This is a genomic window from Myxococcus sp. CA023 (assembly GCF_010998615.1).
Classification (GTDB): Bacteria; Myxococcota; Myxococcia; order Myxococcales; family Myxococcaceae; genus Myxococcus.
Genome location: NZ_JAAEAH010000047.1, coordinates 1 through 23807 on the forward strand (window position 1 = coordinate 1; position 23807 = coordinate 23807).

A 23807-nucleotide genomic window follows, 5' to 3' on the forward strand; every position below is an offset into this window, starting at 1 on the left:
GGCCCGCGGAAGCGGGGGGGCCTGGGGGAAGGGAGCCGGAGGCGCGCTTCAGGGGGCTCGCCTGAGGTCGCCACGCGCGGACCCATACTCCCTTGCAGGCCATCACCGCCAGTCCCGATGCGATGCACGCACGACGGGCGCCCGCGGCCCCGCCAGCACGGCCGCCGTGGCACAGGCGTCATGGTCGGGGGAATGAGCGGCGGCTCGGTCTGTTGGGGGGGCACCTCGGGCATCGGGAGATGAGGACATGAGAAGGGCGTACGTGGCGTCGTTGCTGACCGGGCTGTTGACCTCCTCCGTGGCAACGGCCGAGGCCCCACCCCAGGACCCCTTCCTGTGGCTCGAGGAGGTCCAGGGCGAGAAGGCACTCGAATGGGTTCGCGCGCAGAACGCGCGGACGCTCGCGGTGTTGGAGAAGGACCCGCGCTTCGAGACCTTCCACGCCCAGGCGCTCGAACTGCTCACCTCCACCGACCGCATTCCCTCGCCCGGCTTCCGGGCTGGCGGTGTGGACAACTTCTGGCAGGACCGCGGCAACCCCCGAGGCATCTGGCGGCACACCTCGCTGGACGGCTACACGCGTTCCCAGACGCCGTGGGAGACGGTGCTGGACGTGGACGCGCTGGCGAAGGCCGAGAAGGCCAACTGGATTTGGAAGGGCAGCAACTGCCTGCCTCCCGCGGACCAGCGCTGCCTCGTCGCCCTGTCCAACGGAGGCAAGGACGCCGTCGAGCTGCGCGAGTTCGACGCCGCCGCGAAGCACTTCGTGGAAGGAGGTTTCCAGGTCCCGGAGGGCAAGCTGTCCGCGTCCTGGCTGGACTCGGACACGCTGCTGGTGGGGCGCGACTGGGGCGGGGACACGCTCACGGAGTCGGGCTATCCCTTCGTTCTCAAACGATGGAAGCGTGGCACGCCGCTGACGGAGGCGCAGGATGCCTTCCGGGGTGAGCGCACCGACGTCTCCGCGTCTCCCTTCCTGTTGCGGGACGCGGACGGCGCGCTGCAGGCGGTGCTGGTCAACCGCGCGGTGACCTTCTTCGAGTCGGAGTACTACCTGCTGGGAGACGCGGCGCCCGTGCGGCTCCCGTTTCCCCGGAAGTCCTCCCTCCAGGCCTTCGTGGGCGGGCAGGTCGTCTTCACGATTGAAGAGGACTGGGGCCGCTTCAAACAGGGCGCGCTGCTGGCATACCCGTTGGCCGCGCTGAAGGTAGAGCCGGCGAAGGCGAAGCCCACGCTGCTCTTCCAGCCGGGAGCGCGTCAGGCCATCGAATCGGTGGCGGCGACGCGCGGCCAGGTGCTGGTGAACCTCTATGAGGACGTGAAGGGCGCGCTGGATGTCTACACGCCGGTGAAGAACCGTTGGAGCCGCAAACGGCTGGCCCTCCCGAAGAACGCCTCGGTCGACATCACCGCGACGTCGTCATCGCATGACCGCTTCTTCGTGAAGTCCCAGGGCTTCCTCGAGCCGACGTCGCTGTGGCTGGCGGACGCGAAGGCGGGCACGGTGAAGAAGGTGAAGTCGTTGCCCGCGCGCTTCGATGCCTCGAAGCTCCAGGTGGACCAGTACTGGACGAAGTCGAAGGACGGCACTCGGATTCCGTACTTCCTGGTGCGGCCGAAGGCGCGGAAGCTCGACGGCACGCTACCGACGCTGGTGTATGGCTATGGCGGCTTCCAGGTGTCCAAGCCGCCCGTCTACCTGCCGGAGGAGGGCAAGTTGTGGATGGAGCGCGGCGGGGCCTACGTCGTCGCCAACATCCGGGGCGGAGGCGAGTTCGGTCCGCGCTGGCACCAGGCGGCTCTCAGGGAGCACCGCCAGCGCGCGTTCGACGACTTCGCGGCGGTGATGGAGGACCTGGTGCGGAGGAAGGTCAGCTCCCCGCGTCACCTGGGCATCTACGGCCGCTCCAACGGCGGTGTCCTCACCAGCGTGGAGATGACGCAGCGCCCGGACCTGTTCAACGCAGCCGTCATCGAAAGCCCGCTCATCGACATGATGCGCTACCACAAGCTGCCGGCGGGCGCGTCGTGGGTGGGGGAGTACGGCAACCCTGAGGTGCCGGGGGACGCGGCGTTCATCTCGAAGTACTCCGCCTACCAGAACCTCCGCGAGGGTGTGCGCTACCCCACGCCGTACATCACCACGAACACGAAGGATGACCGCGTCCACCCGGGCCACGCGCGGAAGTTCGCGGCGCGCCTGGAGGCCATGGGGCTGCCGTACCTGTATTACGAGAACACCGACGGCGGGCACTCCAACGACTCGGACCCACTGCTCAACGCGCGCCGGTGGGCACTGCACCACGTCTACTTGTCGCGGCAGTTGATGGACTGAACGGCCGGGGCCGTGCCGGTGTTCGACGCCGGCATGGCCCGGAAGTGCAAGCCCACGGCGAGGCCTGCGAAACCATGTCGTCGCGCGGGCGGATGTCAGACGTCTGGCCGTGTCATGTGCGCCAGGGATGAAGGGTGGGGCGCCAGGGCTTTGTACATGACGGTGGTGGCGTCGAGCCGGCTCCCGGTTGGGGCGAAGCTGAAGTCTGGAATGACGCCCACTGTCTGGTAGCCGAGCGAGGCATACAGTGGCTCGGCGTTGTCACCGGTGCGTGTGTCCAACGTCACCAGGGTGCGCCCCCGCTGGCGCGCATGGTGTTCGAGTCCAAGCATCAACGCGCGGGCCAGTCCCTGACGGCGGAAGTCCGGGTGCACCAGCAGCTTGCGCACCTCCGCGCGGTGGGGCTGATTCGGCGGCGTGTCGCAGTCGAGCTGGACCGACCCGGCAATCCGGCCCGCGCGCATTGCCGCCAGGACGGTGAGCCCACCTGCTCGCGCGGTGGGCAGCACCTTCTGGCGCCAGAATCGCTCACTGTCCTCTGGAGTGAATGGCAGCACGAAGCTGACGCAGGCGCCCGCGTTGACGCAGTCATGCAGCAGCGCGGCGAGCTCGGGGAGATGGCGGGCGACGTCGTCCGCCGAAAGCGCCGAAACATCCATGGTGGGGGTGTCGTGGGCCATGTCGCCTCACACGAGGAAGAGCACGTACCGGGCCGCGCTGTGCTTGGGCGTCGCGAAGGCGCTGGGGCCGAAGAGCTGGTAGCGCAGGCAATCCCCTGGCTGGAGTGTATGGGTTTGCCCATCTACGGTGATGTCCAACCGTCCTTCGAGCAGGAGCAGGTGGTGCTCCAGTCCGCGCCGGGGCGGTTCGTCGTAGGTGATGCTCGCGCCGGGCGCGAGCTCGCAGACCAGGGCTTCACCCGCCAGCGTCTGCGCGGGAGGCGACACCGAGCGCCGCTGGAAGCCCACGCTCGCGTCCGTCCAGACGGGCTGGGCCTCGCGGCGGACCAGCGGAACGAAGTTGGCCTCCACCATGTGCATCAGCCGTGACAGGGGCAGGCCGTAGGCCGCGCAGAGCTTGCCCAGGACCATCGCCGTGGCACTGACCTCGGCGTTCTCCAACCGGGAGAGGGTGGCGCGGCTGACCTGGCTGCGCCTGGCGAGTTCATCCAAGGACCAGCGCCGCTCCGCGCGGAGTGCTCGGAGCCGCTGGGCAATCTGCCGGTCGATGTCGTCCGCTGCCGGCTTGGGGTGTCCCATATTTGGGAATATTTCCCAGAAGGGAGACGTGGTCAATGTGCTGTGTGATGGAGGTGCTCGGGGAGCGTCAACAAGACGGTCAACGTGTCGGTGCTGGAGCAGGCGGTGAGGCGCGGGCTGGAAGTAAGGGAGTTGGCCACACGCTTCGGCGAGAAGGCACGCAGCGTGGAGCGGTACGTGGCGGCATACCGGCGCTACTGCTGGCCCGTGCATTCGCTGGAGGACGTGCGGTTCGCGCCCTTCCATCTGCTGGCGACGGAAGGGGTGGCGCACATGGAGAAGGACCATGTGTGGCACATGGAGACGCTCGCCCGGGTGTGCCAGGCGGATGCGACGTTGCTGGTGGCGACACCGTTCCGCGTGGTGGAGCTGGAGGATGAAGCCGCGGTGGCGGAGGGCGTGCGCTGGTGGGAGGAACTCACGGCGCGAGGAGGGGAGGGCATGGTGGTCAAGCCGCTCGACTTCGCGGTGCGAGGGCGCAAGGGGCTGCTCCGGCCAGCCATCAAGTCACGAGGGCCGGAATCATCTACGGTCCGGAGTACACCGCGCCCGCGAACCTGGAGCGGCTGTGTCAGCGTGGCCTGTCCACGAAGCGCTCCCTGGCACTGCGTGAGTTCGCGCTCAGGGTCGAAGGACTGGAACGGTTCGCGCGAGGAGAGCCACTGCGCCGCGTGCACGAGTGTGTCTTTGGCGTCCTCGCCCTTGAGAGCGAGCCGGTGGATCCACGGCTTTGATGTAGGCTCTGGAGCGGGAGCGCCAGGCGCCCCATGGAGGGATGTGGATGAACTTCTACGAAGCGTCGTCCCCATTCCTCTGGTGGGAGTCCAACCTGGGGTGGGTGCTCGCGCTGGCGATGTTCGCTGGGCTGGGCGTGTGGTGCTGGCTGCTGTGGGGGCCGCGCCAGGTGGGAGATGTCCTGCGGGTGGCGCCTGCGTCTGGCGTTGGCCGTCTGCCGCGGGTGTTGGATTCCGTCGCGTGGGCCGTGATGGCGGCTGCCTTCATGGGCCCCATGGCGTTCGTCACATCCTGGCTGGTGGCGACCGACTCGCTCGTTCCTCACTGTGAGGTGGTGGCGGGGCAATCGTCGTTCTCATTCTTCATCCGGTGGCCTTGGTTCGGATTGGCCCTGGTGGCGCTCGTGGGCGGCATTGCCTACGCGCGCCGGGCCAGGAACTGATGGAGCCCATCGACATGCTGGCGACCTGGGCACTGCGCCGCCGGGAGGCGGTGAAGCAGGCCCGCGCCGCGTAGGACGCTCGCGAGGAGCCTCCTACGCCGCGCGAGCCGCGCTGAAGTCCGTGGCGGTGCGCCCCTCAGGGGCGCTGCTGGGCCAGCATCCAGGCGAACACCTTGGGCTCTTTGTAGACCCGGTCCCAGATGTAGTGATTGCCATCGTGGAAGAGGGTGAAGAGCACGGGTTTCACCGGCCCGGCGCCCGTGGTGTCGGTGTTCGTCTGTCCATCAATCCATTCCCACTGCCCGCTCCCAGGCCGGAAGAACGCCGTCGCTGTACGAGCCGGGGAGGGATAGGTATCCATGACGCCACCTGTGCCGCCCATGGCGTGTCCCAGGTGCGTGAACCAGGCGGCGGTCGCGGTGTAGAAGATGTCGTTGTCGAGCAGGCCGTGTGAGCCCCAGATGGGGAGGTTCGCTTGGACCATCTTCAGGGCATCCGCGGCGCTCGAACCGTAGCCTCCGTTGCAGATGGGGATGGCGGCGGCGAGCTTCGAGGGGAAGAGCGATGCGTAGTTGAACGTCCCCGCGCCGCCCATGCTGAGGCCCGTCAGGTAGACGCGCTTCCTGTCTGTCTTGAGCGTCGCCAGGATGTGCTCGAAGAAGGGGTCCAGGTTGTATTGGGCTTCGTAGGCGCTCCAGAATCCCGACGTCTGTGGAGAGACCAGGATGAAGGGATAGTCCTTCCCCTCCCGGTCGATGTACGCCTGAGGCCCGTGCGCACGAACCCTCTTGAGCTGGTCGACGCCGCCATCACCCTGCTCGCCCATCCCGTGGAGGAAGAAGACGACGGGCCAGTTCGAACCCTCCTCGTAACCGGGAGGCAGGTACAGGACATAGCCGTAGCCGCCCGGCGTCGAGGATGACTTGTAGACCTCCTGCGTGGTGCCACGGCCCGTGGGCGCGGGTGTCACCTGGACCTGCATTCTGTCGCTGGCGGTAGCGCCGTCGTCGTCCGTCACCGTCAGCTCGAACTCGTAGAGCCCCTGCACCAGCCCGGATGCCGTCGCGGAGAGCGTCGTGGCGCCCGTCAGGGTCGCGGTATTGGGTCCGGACACCTGGGTCCACTGCCTCGCCACGACTGTTCCGTCGCTGTCCGTCGCGGTGCCCGTGAGGGTCGCGGCATTCGTGGGTAGCATCACTGACTGGTCCGCTCCGGCGGAGACCGTGGGCGGAAGGTTGGCGGGCGGCTCACCCGTCACGGGGGCGCCGTAGATGACGACTTCGTTCATGCCCGCATAGCGGGTCCTCGAAAGGTGGATGTACCGCGTTCGCTGGGTGACGGGCACGACCCACCAGGCTTGCCACCGGGTCAGGGTGATGTTCGTCACCGGCGTCCAGGCACCCGGCTCGCCGACCGCGAAGGAGACGCTGCCGCTGTCGAAGGTGTCGAAGACGCCAATCTCCGTGATGTCATGCAGCGCGCCCAGGTCGATGATGAGACCCATGGGGTACGCGGAATTGTCGAAGATGACGTCCCCCCAGGTCGTGACGGGCGCGGCGCCCGTTCCCGCGCGAGGGTCTCCAATGAGCGCCTGCTCATCGAAGAGGTTCTGGTACGGACCCGCGACGGGACGAACTCCGTCGGGCTGCACCATGGACGCGGTGAGGGTCAGCTTGCTGCTCGTGAGGAGCGGCGCCGTCGCGGTGACGTCGCCGGAAGGGTCCACGGCTTCGGGACTGCCACACCCGGCAATCATTGCGAGCGCGAAGACTGCCTTTTTGATGCGGTCATGAATATGCATGGAGAATCCAATGGTGGCTGTGAGTGGGCTCCGGTGGCCGGAGCAATGGTAGTCCAAAAGCTGAAATCTTGGAATACTCGTATATATGTGTTTTTAGTGCGTGGGCCTGGCTCCGCACTTTGAGGGGGACACATCCCCGCAGGGCCAGGAGGCATGGCGGCACCATCCCCCCGCCCCATGCGGGCAAGGGGAGAGGCAGCCCCGGCGTGCGCTGGTGCTTGGCGAAGGCGCTCGCCAGTATTCCCAAGCGCATGCGAACGAACCTCGTGGGTGCCGCGCTTCTCTTGTGGGCTGGTTGTGATTCCTCTCCGTTGGCCCCTGGGCCCGATGACACGCCGTCCCTGCACCAGGTGACGCGTGTAGAGGCCGTCCGGGGTGTCGAACTGGAGGTGCTCGACTATGGCGGCCAGGGCCCGGCGCTCATGTTCCTCGCGGGCATGGGCAGCACGGCCCACATCTTCGACGAACTGGCGCTCGAGTTCCGGGACACGCACCACGTCTACTCGCTCACCCGCCGTGGCTACGGCGCCTCGGATTGGCCCGACACCGGCTATGACACCGCCACGCTGGCCACGGACGTCCTGGGGACGCTGGACAAGCTGGGGCTGTCGAAGGCGTCGTTCGCGGGCCACTCCCTGGCGGGGGACGAGTTGACGTGGCTGGCGCTCCACCACCCCGAGCGCGTGGAGGCACTCGTCTACCTGGACGCCACCGACAGCCGGGGCGAGATTGCCGCGTTCCTGGAGGGCGAGCCGTTGCCGCCGCTGCCGTTCTCTGTGCTCGACGGCCTTCCTTCACGGCAGGCGGTGGCGGAGCGGCTGGCGCAAGATTTGGGCGGAAGGCTTCCCGCGCACGAAGTCGAACAGGCGTATGCGTTCGACGCCGCGACGGGTGCCTACCTGCGCGAGCGCCGCCATCCTGGTGCCACGGAGCAGTCCGTCCGGGGTGCAGCCATCATGGACCTCGGGCGCGTGCAGGGGCCTGTGTTGTCCCTGTCGGATGGGCAGGGCTTCACGGGTTGGGTAGAGGCCCTGGTGGCGGCCGAGTCGCTGCCGCTGGAGTTCCGGGAGAAAGCCCGCGACTTCCTGCCCGACATCCAGCAGCACGAGACGGACCTGGAGGACGCGTTGCGGCGTCATCCTGGCTGGAGACACCTTCAGCTGGAAGGCGCGGGGCACTACATCTGGCTGACGAACCGGGCGGAGGTGGTGACGCGGATGCGCGACTTCTTCGCCGCCACCGCCGCGCCGTAGCCCGCCCCCGCCAGCGTTGTCTGTCCGAGCCACCTGTCCGGACAGACAGCCGCGGAGAACGGCTCAGCTCCGCTGCGCGTAGTACTCCACGATGAAGGGCTCGTTCACATCCACGGGGATTTCCTCCCGCTCCGGCAGGCGCATGTAGCGCAGCCCTTCGCCCTCACCCAGCACCTGGACGTAGGCGGGCACGGACCGCGACTTCATCCGGCTGAAGGACTCCTGCACCACGGCGAGCTTCAGGTGCGCCGCGTGGAAGCGGACTTCGCTGCCAGGCTTGACGCGGAAGCTCGGGATGTCCGCCCGCTTGCCGTCCACATGAAGGTATCCGTGGCGCACGAACTGCCGGGCCTGGCGGATGCTGGTGGCCAGACCGGCGCGAAGCACCAGTGAGTCCAACCGGCTCTCCAGCAGTTGCAGCAGCACCGTGCCGGTGTTGCCCGGCGCCCGGCTCGCTTCCTGGAAGGCCGCGCGGCACTGCTTCTCCATCAGGCCGTAGTACAGCTTCAGCTTCTGCTTCTCTCGCAGACGGCGCGCGAAGTCGCTCACGCTGGTGCGCGCGGTGGCACCGTGCTGGCCAGGGGGATAGGGCCGGCGCAGCACCGGGTCCTTGTCCGGGTCCTTCGCGGTGATGCGCGAAAGCGGAATCCCCAGCCGACGACACATCTTTCCCCGCGGTCCCAAGTCGCGTGCCACGTGTTCCTCCGACCATCTCCCGGTGCTTGAATTGGAGATGAAGTTGATAATCAGTATCAATTTCAATAACTCCAGGTCGGGCCGGCGGTCAAGTCCGGAATTCGAGGTGGGGGACGCGGGGGCGGGCTGGACGGCGCCGCTCAGGTGCCGCGCGGCGCCGTCTCCCGGCGGAAGATGGCGCCTGCGAGCACCGCCACGACGGTGACGCCGGCGTAGGCCACCAGCCCGGCGGCCACCATGGCGAACAACGCGGAGAGCCCCGCATCGAGCCGCGCGGCGACGAACCACCCGACGCCCGCGCTGATGACCAGGCGCGAGGTGCCCGCCAGGAAGGGCCACAGCACGTGGCCCGCGCCCTGTGCGGCGAACGCGAGCACGAAGCCCAGGCCCAGCAGTCCGTAGAACGGCGCTACGATGCGCAGGTAGTCCAGGCCCGGCGCCACGACAGATGGCTCGCGGCTGAAGGCATGGAGCCAGACTTCGGGCGCCAGCGCCGCGGCCAGTCCAATGGCTCCCGCGGCCACGAAGCCCAGCCCGCCGCCCAACCAGGCGATGCGCCGGGCGCGCTCGTGCTGTCCCGCACCCACGTTGGTGCCCACCAGCGTCAGCACGGCCGTGCCCAGGCCAAAGAGAATCGGGATGACGAGGTAGTCCAGGCGCGACGCCATGCCATAGCCGGCCAGCGCCTCCACGCCGAACAGGCCCACGGCGCCGGTGATGACCATCACCATCAGGTTGGGCTGAAGCGAGCTCAACGCCGTCAGCAGGCCCACGCGCAGGATGTCGCGAAGCAGCCGCGGCTCCAGCGGCCCCTTCGTGAGGCGGACCGTGGCCCGTCCGGACGCCATGTAGCGCAGCAGCCAGAGTGCCGCGCCCACGTAGAACAACGTCATCGCGAGCCCAGCGCCCGCCAGCCCCAGCGCGGGGACCGGGCCGAAGCCGAAGATGACCCCTGGCGTCACGACGAGGAAGACGGCGGCGCCCACCAGGGTCACCAGCGCCGGGACGCGCACTTCGCCTGCGCCGCGCAGGGCCGCCGCGAGCAGGTTCACCAGCCAGAAGGGAATCGAGCCCGCGAACACGTAGTTCGAATATTGGAGCGCGGCGTCCAACGCGCCCGCCCGTCCACCCAGCGCCGTGTACAGCGCGGGGCCGGTCATCCAGGCGAGGACGCTGAAGACAAGGCCAATGGCCAACGCCAGCACCACGGCATGCCAGACCAGGGCATTCGCATCGTCCCGCCGGTTCGCGCCCAGGGCTCGCGCCACCGCGGAGGCCACGCCGCTGCCAATGCCTCCGTTGGACATCATCGTCATCAACATCACGACGGGGAAGACGAGGGAGACGCCCGCCAGCGCCTCCGTGCCCAGGAAGCTCGCGTACCAGTTCTCCGCCACGCCCACCAACGACTGGGCAATCAGGACCAGCGTGGTGGGCACGGCGAGTTGGAGCAGGGGTTTCAGCAGAGGGCCCCGCAGCATCGCGTCTTGAAGTGCTGTTCGTCCGGGGAGAGCGGAAGGTGTGGACCCGGGCACTGCATCCTGCACCGGGGTTGCGTCGCTGCTGGCTGCGTCACCCATGGGACGTCACCTCACGTGCTCAGCGCACCAGGATAGCCACCGGAGGACAAGCCTTGTTTGACCATGCGGCTCACGTCATCGGCGAGCACTTCCTCCTTGCCGGCTTCCAGCGCAGCCCGCGTGAGACTCACCACATCTGTAGGATTCACCTTCGCGCGGATGCCCCACGGGGTGGGGCGGGGCTCACGGCTGGATGGCCACCTTGAAGACGCCGTCACGGCGCTCGCCGAAGAGGACGTAGGCCTCCTGGATGTCCGCGAGCTTGAAGCGATGGGTGATGAGCGGCGACAGGTCGATGCGCTTGTGGTGCACCAGGTCCATGAGGCGGCGCATGCGCTCCTTTCCTCCTGGGCACAGGGTGGTGACGATGCGGTAGTCCCCCAGGCCGGCGGAGAACGCGTCGTAGGGCAACTGGAGCTTGCCCGAGTACACACCCAGGCTGGACAGCGTGCCCGCGGGCCGCAGGCAGCGCAGCGCGCTCTCGAACGTCTGCTGGGTGCCCAGCGCCTCGATGGCCACGTCGGCGCCGCCGCCCGTGAGCCGTTTCACCTCGGCTACGACGTCCTGCTGACGGTGGTCGAGCACCACGTCCACGCCCATCCTCCGCGCCATCTTCATCCGCGACTCATCGCCGTCCACGCCGACCACGAGCGAGGCGCCCATCAACCGCGCACCAATGGAGGCGCACAGGCCGATGGGCCCCTGCGCGAAGACGACCACGGCATCGCCGATGCGCACACCGCCTGCCTCCGCGCCGCTGAAGCCCGTGGAGGCGATGTCCGACAGGAGGATGACCTGCTCGTCCGTGAGCCCATCTGGAATGGGCGCGAGGTTGGCCTGCGCGGAGGGAATGCGGATGTACTCGGCCTGGGCGCCATCCTGGGTGTTGCCCATGCGCCAGCCTCCCAGGGCCTCATAGCCCGCGCCGTGGCCGCACTGCGAGAGGTGACCGGACAGGCAGGCCCCGCATTGTCCACACGGGGTGATTGCGCCCACGAGGACACGCTGCCCCGGGCGGTAGTCCGTCACGCCGGGACCAAGCTCCTCGATGACACCCACGGGCTCGTGACCGATGACGAGCCCCGGGCGCACCGGGTATTCGCCACGGACGATGTGCAGGTCCGTGCCGCAGACAGTGGTCATCGTCATCCGGATGACCGCCTCGCCGGCTCCCGCGCGGGGACGCTCCACCTCTTCGATGCCGAAGCGGTTCACAGCCTGAAAGACATTGGCTCGCATGCTCCCTCCCGGTGGTTCGTGGGTGTCCACTCGTGAAGTCTCGGCACGGTGTCGGAGGGCGTCATCCGCGCGGGCGTGGAGATGCGGCGGTGGAGCTCATGCCGAGCGCATGCTCGGGCGCATGTGGCCGTAACGGCGGCTCGGGCCCGCGCGCTCCGGGCCCGGATGGATGTCATCACCTCGCACCGGCCGCATCGTCCTCGGTGAGTCGCGCCCGCTTCACGCGGGGATGGGGACCTCGTGCGCGAGCGCCGGTGCGCAGCGTCCGCGCAGTCAGGCGTTTGCTTCAGGGGGCGGTACCATGAACATCTCACCGGACACGGAGAAGCCACGGCAAGCCGAGCATCCGGAGGTGGCCGCCGCGCCTCGTCTGCTCTGGTTCAGCGAGCTGTCCCGCGAGGACGTCGCGCTGGCGGGAGGCAAGGGCGCGAACCTGGGCGAGATGACGCGGGCAGGGCTGCCTGTTCCGCCGGGCTTCGTCATCACCGCCGCCGCCTTCCTGGAGGCCATGGCGCCGGTACGTGCCCGGCTGAGCCGCCTCTGGGCGCAGGTGGACCCGGATGACCCTTCGTCGCTGACCCAGGTCACGCAGCAGCTCCGTGAGCACGTGCGGAGCGCGCCCGTCCCGGAGCGGCTGCGCGCCGCCATCCTGGAGGCGTATCAGCAGTTGGGCGCGGACCGGGCCGTGGCGGTGCGTTCCTCGGCGACCTCGGAGGACTCGGCGACCACGTCCTTCGCGGGCATGCACGAGTCCTTCACCCACGTGTTGGGCGCGGACGCTTTGATGGACGCGCTCCGGGCATGTTGGGCTTCGGCCTACGGCGAGCGTGTGGTGGCCTACCGCAAAGCGGAGGGGCTCACCGAGGAACCCGCCATCGCCGTGGTGGTTCAGGCCATGGTGGATGCGGCTCGCGCGGGCGTCATGTTCACCGCGGACCCGTCTTCGGGAGACACCGGCCGCATCATCATCGAGGCGGCCTGGGGGCTGGGAGAAGTCGTGGTCGGCGGGCAGGTGGAGCCGGATACGTACAGTGTCACCAAGAAGGAGCCTTGCGTGCGCGAGGTCCGGGTGGGCGACAAGAGTGTCCGTCTGGTGCGCGACGCCGAAGGACACACGCAGCGCGAGACACTGAGTCCGGAACAGGCCCATGAGCGCGTGCTGAGCGACGTGGCGGTGCTGGAACTGGCGCGGTTGGGATTGCGGGTGGAGCAGCACTACGGTGCGCCGCAGGACATCGAGTGGGCGGAGGAGCGCGGACGTTTGTTCCTGGTGCAGACGCGCCCGATTACCACGCTGGGAAAGTCCGCCGTGCCACCGTCGGAGGAAGGCCACGCGGGCAAGGCGCTGGTGCTGGGACTGGGTGCGTCGCCCGGTGTGGCGGCCGGCCGCGTGCGGGTGCTGGCGTCACCAGCGGAGGGACGGCAGCTCCAGCCGGGCGAGGTGCTGGTGGCTGAGATGACGTCGCCGGACTGGGTCCCCACCATGCGGCGGGCCGCCGCCATTGTCACGGACCGGGGCGGCATGACGTGTCACGCCGCCATCGTCAGCCGGGAGCTGCGCAAACCCTGCGTGGTGGGCACACGCACCGCCACACGCACGCTGCGAGACGGCGAGGCGGTGACGGTGGATGGCTCGACGGGAGAAGTCTGGGAGGGACAGGAGGCGCCACGTCCACGGGCGGTGGAGGCGACTGCCACCGCATCCACGGTGGGAACGGCCCCGGTGCTGGCCACGCGCCTCTACGTCAATCTGGCCCTGCCCGCGCAGGCTGGCGAGGCCGCGGCGCTTCCGGTGGATGGTGTGGGCCTGCTGCGCGCCGAGTTCATGCTCACGGAGGCCCTGGGCGGTGTGCATCCGCGCAAGCTGATTGCGGAGGGCAGGAGCGGCGAGTTCGTGGAGCGCATGGCGGCGGCCCTGCTCCAGACGACGCGAGCCTTCCATCCGCGCCCCGTGGTGTACCGGACGACGGACTTCCGGACGAACGAGTTCCGAGGATTGGAAGGCGGCGCTGAGTTCGAGCCCGAGGAGTCCAACCCGATGATTGGTTTTCGGGGCGCCTACCGGTACCTGCGCGAGCCCGACGTGTTCAACCTGGAGTTGGAGGTGCTCGCACGGGTCCGTGAGCAGACGCCCAATCTCCAGGTGATGCTGCCTTTCGTGCGCACGCTCTGGGAACTGGAGGCGTGTCTGGAGCTCATCGCCCGCAGCCCGCTGGGACGGCAGCGGGGCTTGAAGAAGTGGGTGATGGCGGAGGTGCCTTCCATCGTCTACCGCCTCCACGATTATGCGAAGTGTGGGATTGATGGCGTGTCCATCGGCTCGAATGATTTGACGCAGCTCATGCTGGGCGTGGATCGGGATTCCGAGTCCTGCGCCGAGCTGTTCGACGAAGCGGACGCCGCGGTGCTGGCCGCCATTGGCGACATCATTCGCGGGTGCGAGGAAGCGGGCCTGACGTCCTCGCTGTGTGGACAGGCGCCGTCGAACCGGCCGGATTTCGCGGAGCACCTGGTGCGCGCGGGGATTACGTCCATCTCCGTGGACCCGGCGGCGGTGCTCGCGACGCAGCGGGTGATTGCGGCCGCGGAGCAGCGGCTGCTGCTGGCCGCCTCGAAGCGGGCGACGCTCCAGGGCTGTTAGGTCCGGCCAGGGTGGGGAACTCCGTGCCGGAGGTGGTGCTTATTCCAGAGCAGGTAGGGGAGAAGCGCCAGCGCGCGCAGCACCAGATAGACCGCCAGGAAGGGCGCCAGCCGCAAGTCCTGGTAGCTGGCCGTCGCGACGGCCAGCGCGATGGAGGGATTGCCGAAAACAGCCGCGAGCGCGAGCGCGGTCCTGTCTTCAGGCCGGGGCCCTCCCGCCATGTGGCCCAGGAGCGCGGAGCCCAGGGTCATCACCAGCATGCCCAGCACCATCCATCCGTCCATGTCGCGCAGCCTCGGGCCGCTGAGGAACAGCACGAGCAGGATGGCGACGACGAACACGGCCTTGAAGAGCCACAGCATGGGATGCAGCAGTCGCCTGGCCAGCATTGGCCGCCAGGCGCGCAGTGCCCAGCCGGCCGCGAGCGGCACGAGGAAGGGCAGCATGACCCGCTTGAGGAGCTGGACGGTGGTTGGGGCCTTGAACACGGCGGGGAAGAACTCGCTGAGCAGCCGCAGGGAGAGCGGCAGGCACACGATGGCCGCCAGGGACAGGGTGAGGGACAGCGCCACCGTGAGGCTCAAGTCGCCACGCTGCCGGTAGGCAGCGACGGCGACGTTGGGCACACCAGGGCTGACGGCCATCAACAGGAGGATGCCGGCGGCGATGGGGGGCAGGGGCAGGAGGTTCACCACGAGCAGGGCGAGCAGCGGGACTCCCAACAGGATGAGGGGAAGGCCTCGCGTGTAGGCAGGCAGCCGCATGGCGCGCTTCACGGCGCTCTCGTCGACGGCGAGCCCGAGGACGAACCCCATGAGCACGACGAGGTGCTGGACCGCGAACTCGACTCCGTGCCGCACGTTCATCGCGGCGGTCACCCCGACGTCCATGGATGGAGGATGCGCACGGCGCGCCTTGTCGGGCACGTTGGGGCGGCCAGCCGTGCGCGCGTTCCTCGAAGCGGTCGCGGCGTGACAGGGTCGGGCCTCACTCACCCCTGGGGGGGATGGCTGCGAATGCGGCATCGCCGTTAGAATCTGTGACGCGCCCGGATGTCTTGCATTCCCGGGCAGGGGGATATGCCATGGACGCGAATCATTTGCTGGAGCTGGTCAAGCGCTATCAGGACAACAAGGCATTCATCTCCAACGAGGAGACCGCGAAGATCGCGTTGGTCGTCCCGTTCATCCGGAGTCTCGGCTACGACCCGAGCGTACCTCGGGAGGTCCGCCTGGAATACGCGGCGGACTTCGTCCAGGGGGACGGCAAGAAGCTGCCGGACCGCATGGACTTCGCCATCTTCGACCAAACGGGCACCAAGCCGCTCATCGTCATCGAAACCAAGCCCTTGGGCACTGACCTCAAGTCCCGCGCGCAGCAACTGGCGCGCTACCTGGCGCAGTTGCCGGAGCTCCACTTCGGCATCATCACCGACGGGTGCCACTACCTCTTCTTCGGGGACTTGGAGAATCCCAACGTCATGGACCCGGAGCCCTTCTTCACGTTCTCCCTGGAGGACACGAAGTCGGACTGGGTGAAGGTGGCCAAGTTCCTGTCCAAGTTCAGCCGTGAAGCCTTCAACGCGACGACGCTGATTACGGACGCGGAGAACAGCCGTTACCGGCAGGGGATGATCGACAAGCTCGCGTCCGCCCTGAAAGCGCCCGGTGAGCACGAAGCCTTCCTCAAGTGGCTCACGGAGGACATCTACAAGGGAAAGCGGACCACCGCGGTGATGGAGCGGCTCGCGGACGTCGCGAAGGAAGCCATCGAGCCGACGCTGCTGCGGGTCATGGGCGACGACTTCCTGAACAAACTCAAGGAGCGCATCCAGCGGCTCAACGAGGGCGCGGAGCCCGCGGTGGCGCAGGAGGGCGCCAACGTGGTGAAGCCGGATTCGGCCAAGGCCTTCGAGGCGGATGGCCGTGCCGCGCCCGATGAGAAGGGCCGCGCCGCCGTGGAGACCACCGAGACGGAGTTGGAGTTCTTCGGCGTGGTGCGGGACATCTGCGTCAAGAACGGCGCCGCCGCCGAGGACATCCTCTACCGGGACACGGCGTCCTACTTCAACGTGTCCTTCAAGCGGCCCACGAAGTGGTTCGCCCGGTTCTTCAGCAATGGCAAACGCAAGAGCATCGTCACCTGGGTGCCGGTGGACGAGGCCCGCGCCATTGCCGCGGGCTTCGAGGTGGAGGCGGCGCCCGCGGGTTTGGGCACCAGCCGCGTCTTCATCGAATCGGTGCCCCAGGTCTGGGCGCTGAAGGCGCTGGTGACCCGGAGCCTGGAATTGTCCAAGACGGTGCGTGACGAGTCACCGTCTCCAGACGCCGCCACACACGAGGACGGGAAGCCCGCCCTCAAGGTCATCACGGGCTGACGCTCCGCCGCGGTGCTCACGCCGCCGCGCGAAGCGACGTGAGACCCACGGCCTTGAGCGCCAGCACGCCCGCCACCGCGAAGGCCTGCCCAGCGAGCAGTGCGACGCCCAAGGTCGTGAGCTCCTGGGCATGCATGATGACGAGCAGCACGCTGCCCACCACCCAGGTGGCATCCACCAGGACATGCACCAGGGCCGCCCCCAGGACGGGCTGCTTGAGTCCGGCCCAGAGGTTGAAGGCCGACCACGGCAGCAGGAAGAGGCCCACGCCGAACAGGAAGCTGGACGGCAGGGTCCAGCCCGCGAGCTGGGTGAGGTTGGGGGCAAGGAGCAACAAGGCCATGCCCATGAGGAGTGAGGCGGCGGCGTCGAAGCGGTAGACGAAGCGGGGATTGCGAAGCAGGTGGGGCATCATCTGGGCTCTCCGGGTGGCTGGGAACGGGAGCACAGTGTTCCTGGCAGGGAATGTTCTCAATTACCTCGAAGGTCATCGTCCCGCGTCACGGCCTGGGGCAGTCTGGGCTTGGAAAGGGACACGGCGATGATTGGACCCCTGCTCAAGGAATGGAGAACGCTGCGCGGCAAGAGCCAGCTGGCCCTGTCGCTGGATGCGCAGGTATCGGCGCGCCACCTTTCGTTCCTGGAGTCGGGCCGCTCCGGGGCCAGTCAGGACCTGGTGCTGCGACTGGCGGAGGCCCTGGGGCTGGGGCTGAGGGACCGCAACGCCCTGCTGGTGGCGGCGGGGTTCGCGCCTCAGTTTGGCGAGCGCGGCTGGCACAGCGCGGAGTTGGCGGAGGTCCGGCGGGCCGCGGGACTCATCCTCGCGTCGCATGAGCCGTATCCCGCCATCGTGGTGGATTCGTCCTCGACGGTGCTCGAGGCGAATGCGGGCGCGCTCGCGATGATGGGGCAGCCGCGTGAGGCGCTCGGACAGGTCAACTTGATGGACCTCGTCTTCGTGCCCGGACCCGTGCGCTCGGCCATTGGCAACTGGGAGGAGATTGCCGGGTATCTGCTCCACCGGCTGCGGGAGGGCGCTCGCATGCGGGGCCCCCGCTCACCCGTGGCATCGGTCCTGGCCCGTGTCCTGGCGCAGCCAGGTGTCGAGGCGTTGACCGCGCTGCGGCCCGCCAACGCCGGCTCGGTGCTGGTGCCCTTGACCTTCACCCGGGATGGCGCGACGACGCACTGGTACACCACGCTCACCAGCTTCGGCGCCCCCCAGGATGCCCTGGTGGAGGAAATCACCATCGAGCAGTTCCATCCGATGTGATGGATTATTCCCCGCGGGCCCGTCGTTGCGTCGGGCGTGGTCCATGTCCACCTGAAGGAGAGCGCCGGGTACGGCGGCCATCCAGCCAGGGAGTCAGGCATGTTCGGAGACACGAAGGCGTTCAGCGGCTTCTCGGTGCGGGACGTGGCGGCGGCCCGGAAGTTCTACGGCGAGACGCTGGGCCTGAAGACGTCCGAGTCGGACGGCATGTTGACGCTGCACATCGCGGGCGGCAGGGACATCCTCGTCTATCCCAAGGACAACCACACCCCGGCGTCGTTCACGATTCTCAACTTCCCCGTGGATGACATCGACAAGGCGGTGGACGCGCTGTTCCAACGCGGCGTGCGTTTCGAGCGGTACGACGGCTTCGACGCGGATGCGAAGGGCATCGTCCGTGGTGACGCGGGGCCGCCCATTGCCTGGTTCAAGGACCCTTCAGGCAACGTGTTGGCCGTCTTGCAGGGCCCGGCCTGAGCAGTGTGCCGTCCTGGGGAATGAAGAACCTCGCGCCGCCCGCCACCAGGCAGCGGTTGGTGTTGTCGGAGCGAACAATCGAGGAAGGGCTGCGCAAGCCACCCTATGGAACCGACGTGATGGCAGCGTGACGCGGGCCGGTCACGGGAGGATGAAGTCGCGTGGCTTCAGCGGCTCGGGCTGCGGCTCGCCCAACGCCTCCATCAGGTTCATCTCCACGCTGCGCGCCATCGCGAGCAAGGAGAGGTCATTGGGCTCCTTGCCAAAGGGCTCCTCCAATTCGTCGCTCAGCCGGTCGAGCCCGAAGAAGGTGTAGGCAATCATCGCCGCGAGCCAGGGCGTGAACCAGCCCAGCGCCTCCGCCAGGCCAAAGGGCAGCAGCAGACAGAACAGGTAGGCCGTGCGGTGTAGCAGCACCGTGTACGTGAAGGGCAGGGGCGTGAAGCGGATGCGCTCACACGCGGAGAGCACGTTCATCAAGCCATGCACGCGCGTCCGCAGCTCGCTCCAGGTGATGTCGGTCAGTTGCTTCTCCCGGAGGAGCGTGGCCAGTTCCCGGTCGTGCTCCCGAAGCAGGGCGTTGGGGCGGTTCGGGCTGGCCAGGACGCGCGAGGCCTCAGGCTCCGGCAGTAGGCGGCTGATGTCCTCCAGGGCGTCGTGACCGCGCAGGTGCGCGGCCAGCGCGTGGGCGAAGGCGATGTTCCGCCTCACCAACCTGCGCACCGCCTGCCTCGCTTCGCTGCCGTCGTCCCCCAGGAGCGCGATGGCCTCATGGGAGAATGAGCGCAGCTCGATGATGAGCGCGCCCCAGTGCTTCCGGGCCTCCCACCATCGGTCGTAGCAGGCGTTGTTCCGGAACCCGAGGAAGATGGAGAGGGCGATGCCCAGCAGGGACAGCGGCGCCGGTGAGGAGATCTGCAGATTCAGATAGCCTTGCCGGTACGCCCAGACGACGAGCGCGGAGAGCGCCGCGATGCCCAGGACGTGGGGCAGGACGCGCGGAAGGATGGTCCCGCGCACGACGAAGAGGAGCCGAAGCGAGCTGAGGCGAGGACGGACAATCACGGGCAGGGACCTTCCTGCGCCAAATGCCTCCGCGTCGCAAGCGCTCCTCTAGAGGGGCTGTTCGGGCGATTAGGGGGAGCGAGGCCCGCTGGTAAGCGTGTGCCACTGTCCGTCGTGAATCCGCCCGATGGTGTGGTCTGCGAACGACCAGACGCCGTCGCAGGCACCCCGCAGTACGGTGAACTGCAACGGCGCTTCTTTCGGGAGTCCCAGGGGGCGCAGCGCCTGCCCGGACGCATGGTCGATGCCAGCCAGATGCGCGACGTAGAGCGTCCCCTGGTGCGCCGCGATGCCCCAGTAGTCACGGTCCCCGTCGAACGGCGTGAGGTCGCTCCATGCGTCTCCGCTGCCCGTCATCACGGCCCCACTCTTTCCGCAGATGGCGTAGCCCTGTTCCAGCTTGCAGATGGCGGTCAGTTCGGTGTGGATCGGCAGTGGCAGTATCCGCCACGTGCTTCCATTGAAGTGGGCGGCGTAGCCATCGGAGGCCACCGCGATGAAGTCCTCGTGGCTGTTGCCGGCGAGGTCCTCGATGGTGACGGGTTGACCGTCCACCGTCAGTGGCGGAAGGGGTTCGAAGTTTTCGTCGCGCAGTCGGTACACCTGGCCCACGGAGCCGGCGCAGAGCACGTCTCCGCCGAGCACGCGAAGGCGGCGCAGTGGCCCCTGGTCGTGGACCGCCCCGTTGGTGAAGAGCTTGCGCGATGCGCGGAGCGCATCCCGCGTCTTGGGCGTCTTCCAATCGAAGCGGACGACGGTGCCGTTCTCCCCCAGGACGTAGGCCTCTCCGCCCGGAGTGGCGTCCACCGACAGGATGGCCTCGTTGGAGAGGCTGAACTCCAGCCATTCGCCGTCCTGTCGGATGCCTACGCGATTCTTGGGCGCGTCCTCGTCATCCCCCACGGTGCAGGCGGCGATGACCACGCCAGGGACCGGGCTGACGCCTTCCTGGATGAAGGCGTCCTGAAGGAACTCGGCATCGGGGATTCCAGACATGGCGACGACTTTCTCATGCGGCGGCCCCGGTCCGGGATGGATGGACCGAGGCGGAACCGCTGCGTTGTAGGTCGCCGAACGTATCACCCGAGGTGGACTCAGGGGCCCGTGAGAACAGCGGGTCCGCCGGAGTCAGGGACGCACTTCGGTTCTGCGGTGAAACCCCATGTCCGTTCTCGGCGTGGTGGTGGTCGTGGTGGCTCCCAGGCTCTTTTTCCACGGGAAGGTGAGTGCCAGCGCGACGCCCGACAGACCCACGATGGAGTAGATGAGGCGGCTGAGCGCGCTCATCGCCGTCCGTGTGTCTCCGCCGAACAGCGCGTTCACGAGGTTCCAATTGAAGAAGCCAATCAGGCCCCAGTTGATGGCGCCGATGATGGCCAGGACGGCCATCGCCTTGGCGAGCCCTCCTCTGGTTCGGTCCGCGTCCACTCGTTCCATGGCTCGTATCCTTGGCTAGGTGTGTCCCACCCGTGCAGGTGGGTGATGCCTCCCGGATAAGGTGTTGCCCGGACCCGTCCTGGCTACTCCACCGGCATTGATTGTCCGGCTCGGTGCTTCGACCGCCGTGCCGTCCCACGGCCGTGCCCTGCGCTGGTGCGATGTCGCCGAGGCGTTCCGTTGCGAACGTGGGTTCAGCTTGCCTGGACGTTCTGGTAGGGCTGACGTTCATGTCCGAAGCCACGCCTCGTCCGCAGCTCATCCCGCCGCATGCCTATGCGCCCGCCGTTGATGGGGTGGTCGCCCGACTCCTGGCAGGCAGCGTGCTCCAGGGAGGCCGCCCCCGCGCCGAACAGCTGACCCGGTGCCTGATGCATGCGCCCGTTCCGGAGACGCTCGAAGCGTTGTTGGACCGGCTCTACGCCGCGCCCGCGTATGGGAAGGACGGCGTCTTCGGCGACGAGACCAGCGCGTTCGCCCTGGTGCGGCTGGCCCTTCAGCTGTTCGGGCCACCTGTCCGCACTGCGTCCGTGCCAGGAGACCTCGTGGTGTCCAATCACCGCGACGGTGCCGTGCGAAGTCCACTCTGGATTCCCGGGCACTTGAACATCGAAGGGTCGCTCGACGTCGACGAGGGGGCCTGGTTGTTGTGCACCGGAGACGTCCGCGTGGGCGGCGCCACCGTCGACTACGAGCCCGGCTCGGTGATTGCCGTGGGGGGCTCGTTCTCCACCACGAGGATGAGCACCATGGGGGCCGTCGTCATTGGCGGCGGGCTGGACGTCGCGGACACGTTGCTCGCGTGGCGGAATGACCAGCGGCTTGTCGTTGAAGAGACGCTGCGTGCCGGGCTCCTGGTGGCGTGGGACCATGTCGTGGACGCGGCGCGGGTGGATGCTGTTCGCCTGGACTCGGACGCGGAGGACGCGCTGCTGCGCCAGCACCTGCGCGACGAAGTCCTCACGGGTGCACCCGGCGCGGCGAGCCTGGACGTCGAGGCCGCGGACCAGTGGATTCGGAGGAACGTTTCGCCCCGAAGGTGACTGGCGGCACAGGGCCTGCGCGCGGCGGCTCAGCGGTGGGTGTCCGCCAGTCGCTCGGGAATGCGCGCGACGAGGAGGTCGATGGCCGCGCGCACCTTCGAGGTCAGGTGTTTGCTCTGAGGCCACACCGCGTAGATTTCGTTGCCATAGGGGCGCTGCGTTTCCAGTACTTCGACGAGTCTTCCGCTGCTCAGGTGCTCGGCGATGAGCCAGCGAGGAAGCCACGCCAGCCCGACCCCCTGCACCGCGGCGTCCATGATGGTCTCCACGTCGTCGAAGCGCAGGCGCGCCTGGATGGCGATGCGCTGCTCGCCGCCTTGTCCGTCCGGGAATCGCCAGGGCTTGTTGACGCCGTTGCGGCCGTAGACGACCGCGTCGTGCTCGCCCAGGTCTTCAAGTGTCTTCGGGCGGCCGTGGCGCTTCAGGTAGCCGGGCGCGGCGCAGACGGACATCGTCTGGACGCCCAGCCGGCGCGCCGTCAGTCCTGCGTGGTCCGCCAGTGGCGCGACGCGGAGGGCCAGGTCGTAGCCTTCCTCGAAGAGGTCGACCACCCGGTCGCTGAAGGCGATTTCCAGCTCCAGTCCCGGATGCTGGAGGACCAGCTCGCGCAGCAGCGGCGCGGCGCAGTGCCGGCCGAACATCACGGGCGCGCTGACGCGCAGGCGGCCCGTGGGCGCGCGCCGTCCGGAGTCCAGCGCCGTCTCCGCCGCCTCGAGCTCCGCCAATGCGCGCACGCAGCGCTCGTAGAAGGCCTGGCCGTCCTCGGTGAGGCTCTGCTGACGCGTGGTGCGCTGGAACAGCCGGGTCTCCAGACGCTCCTCCAGCCGCGCGATGCTCTTCCCCACGGCCGAGCGTGAGAGCCCCATGCGCTCCGCGGCGAGCGCGAAGCTCCCTGCCTCCACGGCCTGGACGAAGGCGAAGACGCCCCCAAGGCGGTCCCTCATGACGCTGCTCCCATTGGTGCCTGCGCGTCTCCAGTGACTCGACAAAGTGTCGCCACTGGCGATGCTGCTTCGTCCGTATAGCTCCCGCATCACTTTCATGCAGGACGTGGAGCGGACGATGGGCGCAACGATGAAGCGTTGGCAGGCGAAGCAGGCGGGACGGGCGCACCTGGAACTGGCGGAGGTGGCGATTCCCTCTCCGGGTGCCGGTGAGGTGTTGATTCGCGTGTCGGCGGTCTCTCTCAACTACCGCGAGAAGCTGATGCTCGACGGGGGTGGCTACCTGACGGCGCACCAGCCCTTCACGCCGGCTTCGGACATGGCGGGCGTGGTGGTCGCGGCGGGCGCGGGCGTGCAGCGCTTCAAGGAAGGGGCGCGCGTCATCGCCAACTTTCAGACGGACTGGGTGGACGGGCCCGTACCGCGTGGGACGGTGCGCAGCCTGGGCGGAAACGCACCGGGCGTGCTGGCCGAGTACGTCGTCATGCCGGAGCAGTGGCTGGTGGCGTCTCCCGAAACACTCGATGACGTGCAGGCGAGCACGTTGCCGTGCGCCGGCCTCACCGCTTGGACGTCCCTGGTGGAGTTGGGCGGGCTGCGTCCGGGGCACACGGTGGTGACGCAGGGCACGGGCGGCGTGTCCCTGTTCGCGGTGCAGCTTGCCGCCGCCATGGGCGCGGAGGTCATCGTGCTCTCGGGGGACGAGGACAAGCTGGCCCGCGTGAAGGCCCTGGGCGCCGCGCACGGCATCCATCGTCGCCACACCCCGGAGTGGCACACGGCGGTGCTCGAGCTGACGCGAGGCGCGGGGGCTGACCACATCCTGGAGTTGGTGGGTGGGGACAACCTGGGCCGGTCGGTGAAGGCGCTCGCGTCGGATGGGCGCGTCTCGCTCATCGGCGTGTTCGAGGGCTTCGAGAGCCGCTTCCCGGTGCAGCCCTTGTTCCTGAGCTCCGGCGTCATCCAGGGCATCTTCGTCGGACACCGGCGCGGGCTGGAGAACCTGGTGCGCGCGGTGGACCGGCTGGCATTGAAGCCCGTGGTCGACACTGTCTATTCGCTCGATGCGCTGCCCACGGCGCTCGAACATTTGGACCGCGGGCCGTTTGGAAAACTGGTCATCACGGCTTGACCTGGACCCGCGGCGAATCGTGCGCCACGACGCGCTCGGGGGGCCCCGGTGGTGGTGCTCCAGGACGAAAGACAGACG

General features: G+C 68.1%; 21 protein-coding genes and 1 pseudogene. 10 read left to right on the forward strand and 12 right to left on the reverse strand.

From position 1 onward, the window contains the following. The first annotated feature begins 247 nt into the window (after positions 1–247). Positions 248–2335 carry a prolyl oligopeptidase family protein gene (locus tag F8M74_RS20970; protein WP_141253940.1) on the forward strand — a complete coding sequence of 696 codons (2088 nt, stop codon included), beginning with the start codon at positions 248–250 and terminating at the stop codon, positions 2333–2335. Between the two features lie 95 nt (positions 2336–2430). On the opposite strand, the gene F8M74_RS20975 is transcribed toward F8M74_RS20970, so the two are convergent. Both F8M74_RS20975 and F8M74_RS20980 read right to left on the reverse strand, forming a co-directional pair. Further along, complete coding sequence (locus F8M74_RS20975) at positions 2431–3015, reverse strand: GNAT family N-acetyltransferase (protein ID WP_141253941.1); 585 nt, start codon at positions 3013–3015, stop codon at positions 2431–2433. 6 nt (positions 3016–3021) lie between these two features. Next, positions 3022–3594 carry a helix-turn-helix domain-containing protein gene (locus F8M74_RS20980; protein WP_141253942.1) on the reverse strand — a complete coding sequence of 191 codons (573 nt, stop codon included), beginning with the start codon at positions 3592–3594 and terminating at the stop codon, positions 3022–3024. Positions 3595–3672: 78 nt separating this feature from the next. On the opposite strand from F8M74_RS20980, the pseudogene F8M74_RS38660 reads away from it, so the two are divergent. After that, positions 3673–4328 (forward strand): annotated as a pseudogene (locus F8M74_RS38660) (polynucleotide kinase-phosphatase); the annotation flags it as partial. A 47-nt stretch (positions 4329–4375) separates the two neighbouring features. Further along, positions 4376–4771 carry a hypothetical protein gene (locus F8M74_RS20990; RefSeq protein ID WP_228559199.1) on the forward strand — a complete coding sequence of 132 codons (396 nt, stop codon included), beginning with the start codon at positions 4376–4378 and terminating at the stop codon, positions 4769–4771. 136 nt (positions 4772–4907) lie between these two features. Here the strand turns inward: F8M74_RS20990 and F8M74_RS20995 are convergent, their stop codons facing one another. Beyond that, the gene (locus tag F8M74_RS20995) at positions 4908–6572 is read right to left on the reverse strand and encodes a hypothetical protein (RefSeq protein WP_141253944.1); all 1665 of its coding nucleotides are present in this window, start codon (positions 6570–6572) and stop codon (positions 4908–4910) included. Positions 6573–6823: 251 nt separating this feature from the next. On the opposite strand from F8M74_RS20995, the gene F8M74_RS21000 reads away from it, so the two are divergent. Then, complete coding sequence (locus F8M74_RS21000) at positions 6824–7825, forward strand: alpha/beta fold hydrolase (protein WP_171410350.1); 1002 nt, start codon at positions 6824–6826, stop codon at positions 7823–7825. 63 nt (positions 7826–7888) lie between these two features. Here the strand turns inward: F8M74_RS21000 and rpsD are convergent, their stop codons facing one another. The 3 genes from rpsD to F8M74_RS21020 form a co-directional block, all read right to left on the reverse strand. Beyond that, positions 7889–8521 (reverse strand): 30S ribosomal protein S4, encoded by a 633-nt coding sequence (gene rpsD, locus F8M74_RS21005; RefSeq protein ID WP_141253945.1) that lies wholly within the window; start codon positions 8519–8521, stop codon positions 7889–7891. 140 nt (positions 8522–8661) lie between these two features. After that, the gene (locus F8M74_RS21010; protein ID WP_228559201.1) at positions 8662–10002 is read right to left on the reverse strand and encodes an MATE family efflux transporter; all 1341 of its coding nucleotides are present in this window, start codon (positions 10000–10002) and stop codon (positions 8662–8664) included. A 282-nt stretch (positions 10003–10284) separates the two neighbouring features. Beyond that, a complete protein-coding gene (locus tag F8M74_RS21020; RefSeq protein WP_141253948.1) occupies positions 10285–11340 on the reverse strand; it encodes an NAD(P)-dependent alcohol dehydrogenase in 1056 nt (351 codons plus the stop codon). Between the two features lie 301 nt (positions 11341–11641). Between F8M74_RS21020 and ppsA the strand changes: the two genes are divergently transcribed. Then, positions 11642–13981, forward strand: coding sequence for a phosphoenolpyruvate synthase (gene ppsA / locus F8M74_RS21025; RefSeq protein ID WP_141253949.1), 2340 nt, complete (start codon positions 11642–11644; stop codon positions 13979–13981). Here the strand turns inward: ppsA and F8M74_RS21030 are convergent. Next, positions 13978–14871 carry a symporter gene (locus tag F8M74_RS21030; protein ID WP_228559203.1) on the reverse strand — a complete coding sequence of 298 codons (894 nt, stop codon included), beginning with the start codon at positions 14869–14871 and terminating at the stop codon, positions 13978–13980. The genes ppsA and F8M74_RS21030 overlap by 4 nt on opposite strands. Positions 14872–15065: 194 nt before the next feature. On the opposite strand from F8M74_RS21030, the gene F8M74_RS21035 reads away from it, so the two are divergent. Continuing rightward, a complete protein-coding gene (locus tag F8M74_RS21035; RefSeq protein ID WP_141253951.1) occupies positions 15066–16358 on the forward strand; it encodes a type I restriction enzyme HsdR N-terminal domain-containing protein in 1293 nt (430 codons plus the stop codon). 16 nt (positions 16359–16374) lie between these two features. On the opposite strand, the gene F8M74_RS21040 is transcribed toward F8M74_RS21035, so the two are convergent. Beyond that, the gene (locus tag F8M74_RS21040; protein ID WP_141253952.1) at positions 16375–16773 is read right to left on the reverse strand and encodes a hypothetical protein; all 399 of its coding nucleotides are present in this window, start codon (positions 16771–16773) and stop codon (positions 16375–16377) included. Positions 16774–16899: 126 nt separating this feature from the next. Here F8M74_RS21040 and F8M74_RS21045 point away from each other — a divergent pair, with 126 nt between their 5' ends. Together F8M74_RS21045 and F8M74_RS21050 are read left to right on the forward strand one after the other, a co-directional pair. Beyond that, positions 16900–17631 carry a helix-turn-helix domain-containing protein gene (locus tag F8M74_RS21045; RefSeq protein WP_141253953.1) on the forward strand — a complete coding sequence of 244 codons (732 nt, stop codon included), beginning with the start codon at positions 16900–16902 and terminating at the stop codon, positions 17629–17631. Between the two features lie 99 nt (positions 17632–17730). Beyond that, a complete protein-coding gene (locus tag F8M74_RS21050; RefSeq protein WP_141253954.1) occupies positions 17731–18108 on the forward strand; it encodes a VOC family protein in 378 nt (125 codons plus the stop codon). A gap of 141 nt (positions 18109–18249) precedes the next feature. Here the strand turns inward: F8M74_RS21050 and F8M74_RS21055 are convergent, their stop codons facing one another. The 3 genes from F8M74_RS21055 to F8M74_RS21065 all read right to left on the reverse strand — a co-directional run bounded on the left by F8M74_RS21055 (position 18250) and on the right by F8M74_RS21065 (position 20562). Next, positions 18250–19173 (reverse strand): bestrophin family protein, encoded by a 924-nt coding sequence (locus F8M74_RS21055; protein WP_141253955.1) that lies wholly within the window; start codon positions 19171–19173, stop codon positions 18250–18252. Between the two features lie 69 nt (positions 19174–19242). Beyond that, complete coding sequence (locus F8M74_RS21060; RefSeq protein WP_141253956.1) at positions 19243–20169, reverse strand: hypothetical protein; 927 nt, start codon at positions 20167–20169, stop codon at positions 19243–19245. Between the two features lie 132 nt (positions 20170–20301). After that, positions 20302–20562, reverse strand: coding sequence for a DUF378 domain-containing protein (locus F8M74_RS21065; RefSeq protein WP_228559227.1), 261 nt, complete (start codon positions 20560–20562; stop codon positions 20302–20304). Positions 20563–20840: 278 nt separating this feature from the next. Between F8M74_RS21065 and F8M74_RS21070 the strand changes: the two genes are divergently transcribed. Beyond that, a complete protein-coding gene (locus tag F8M74_RS21070) occupies positions 20841–21653 on the forward strand; it encodes a hypothetical protein (protein WP_228559205.1) in 813 nt (270 codons plus the stop codon). Between the two features lie 29 nt (positions 21654–21682). On the opposite strand, the gene F8M74_RS21075 is transcribed toward F8M74_RS21070, so the two are convergent. Beyond that, positions 21683–22597, reverse strand: coding sequence for a LysR family transcriptional regulator (locus F8M74_RS21075; RefSeq protein WP_141253958.1), 915 nt, complete (start codon positions 22595–22597; stop codon positions 21683–21685). 130 nt (positions 22598–22727) lie between these two features. Here F8M74_RS21075 and F8M74_RS21080 point away from each other — a divergent pair, with 130 nt between their 5' ends. Beyond that, a complete protein-coding gene (locus F8M74_RS21080) occupies positions 22728–23729 on the forward strand; it encodes an NAD(P)-dependent alcohol dehydrogenase (RefSeq protein ID WP_228559207.1) in 1002 nt (333 codons plus the stop codon). Positions 23730–23807 lie beyond the last annotated feature (78 nt).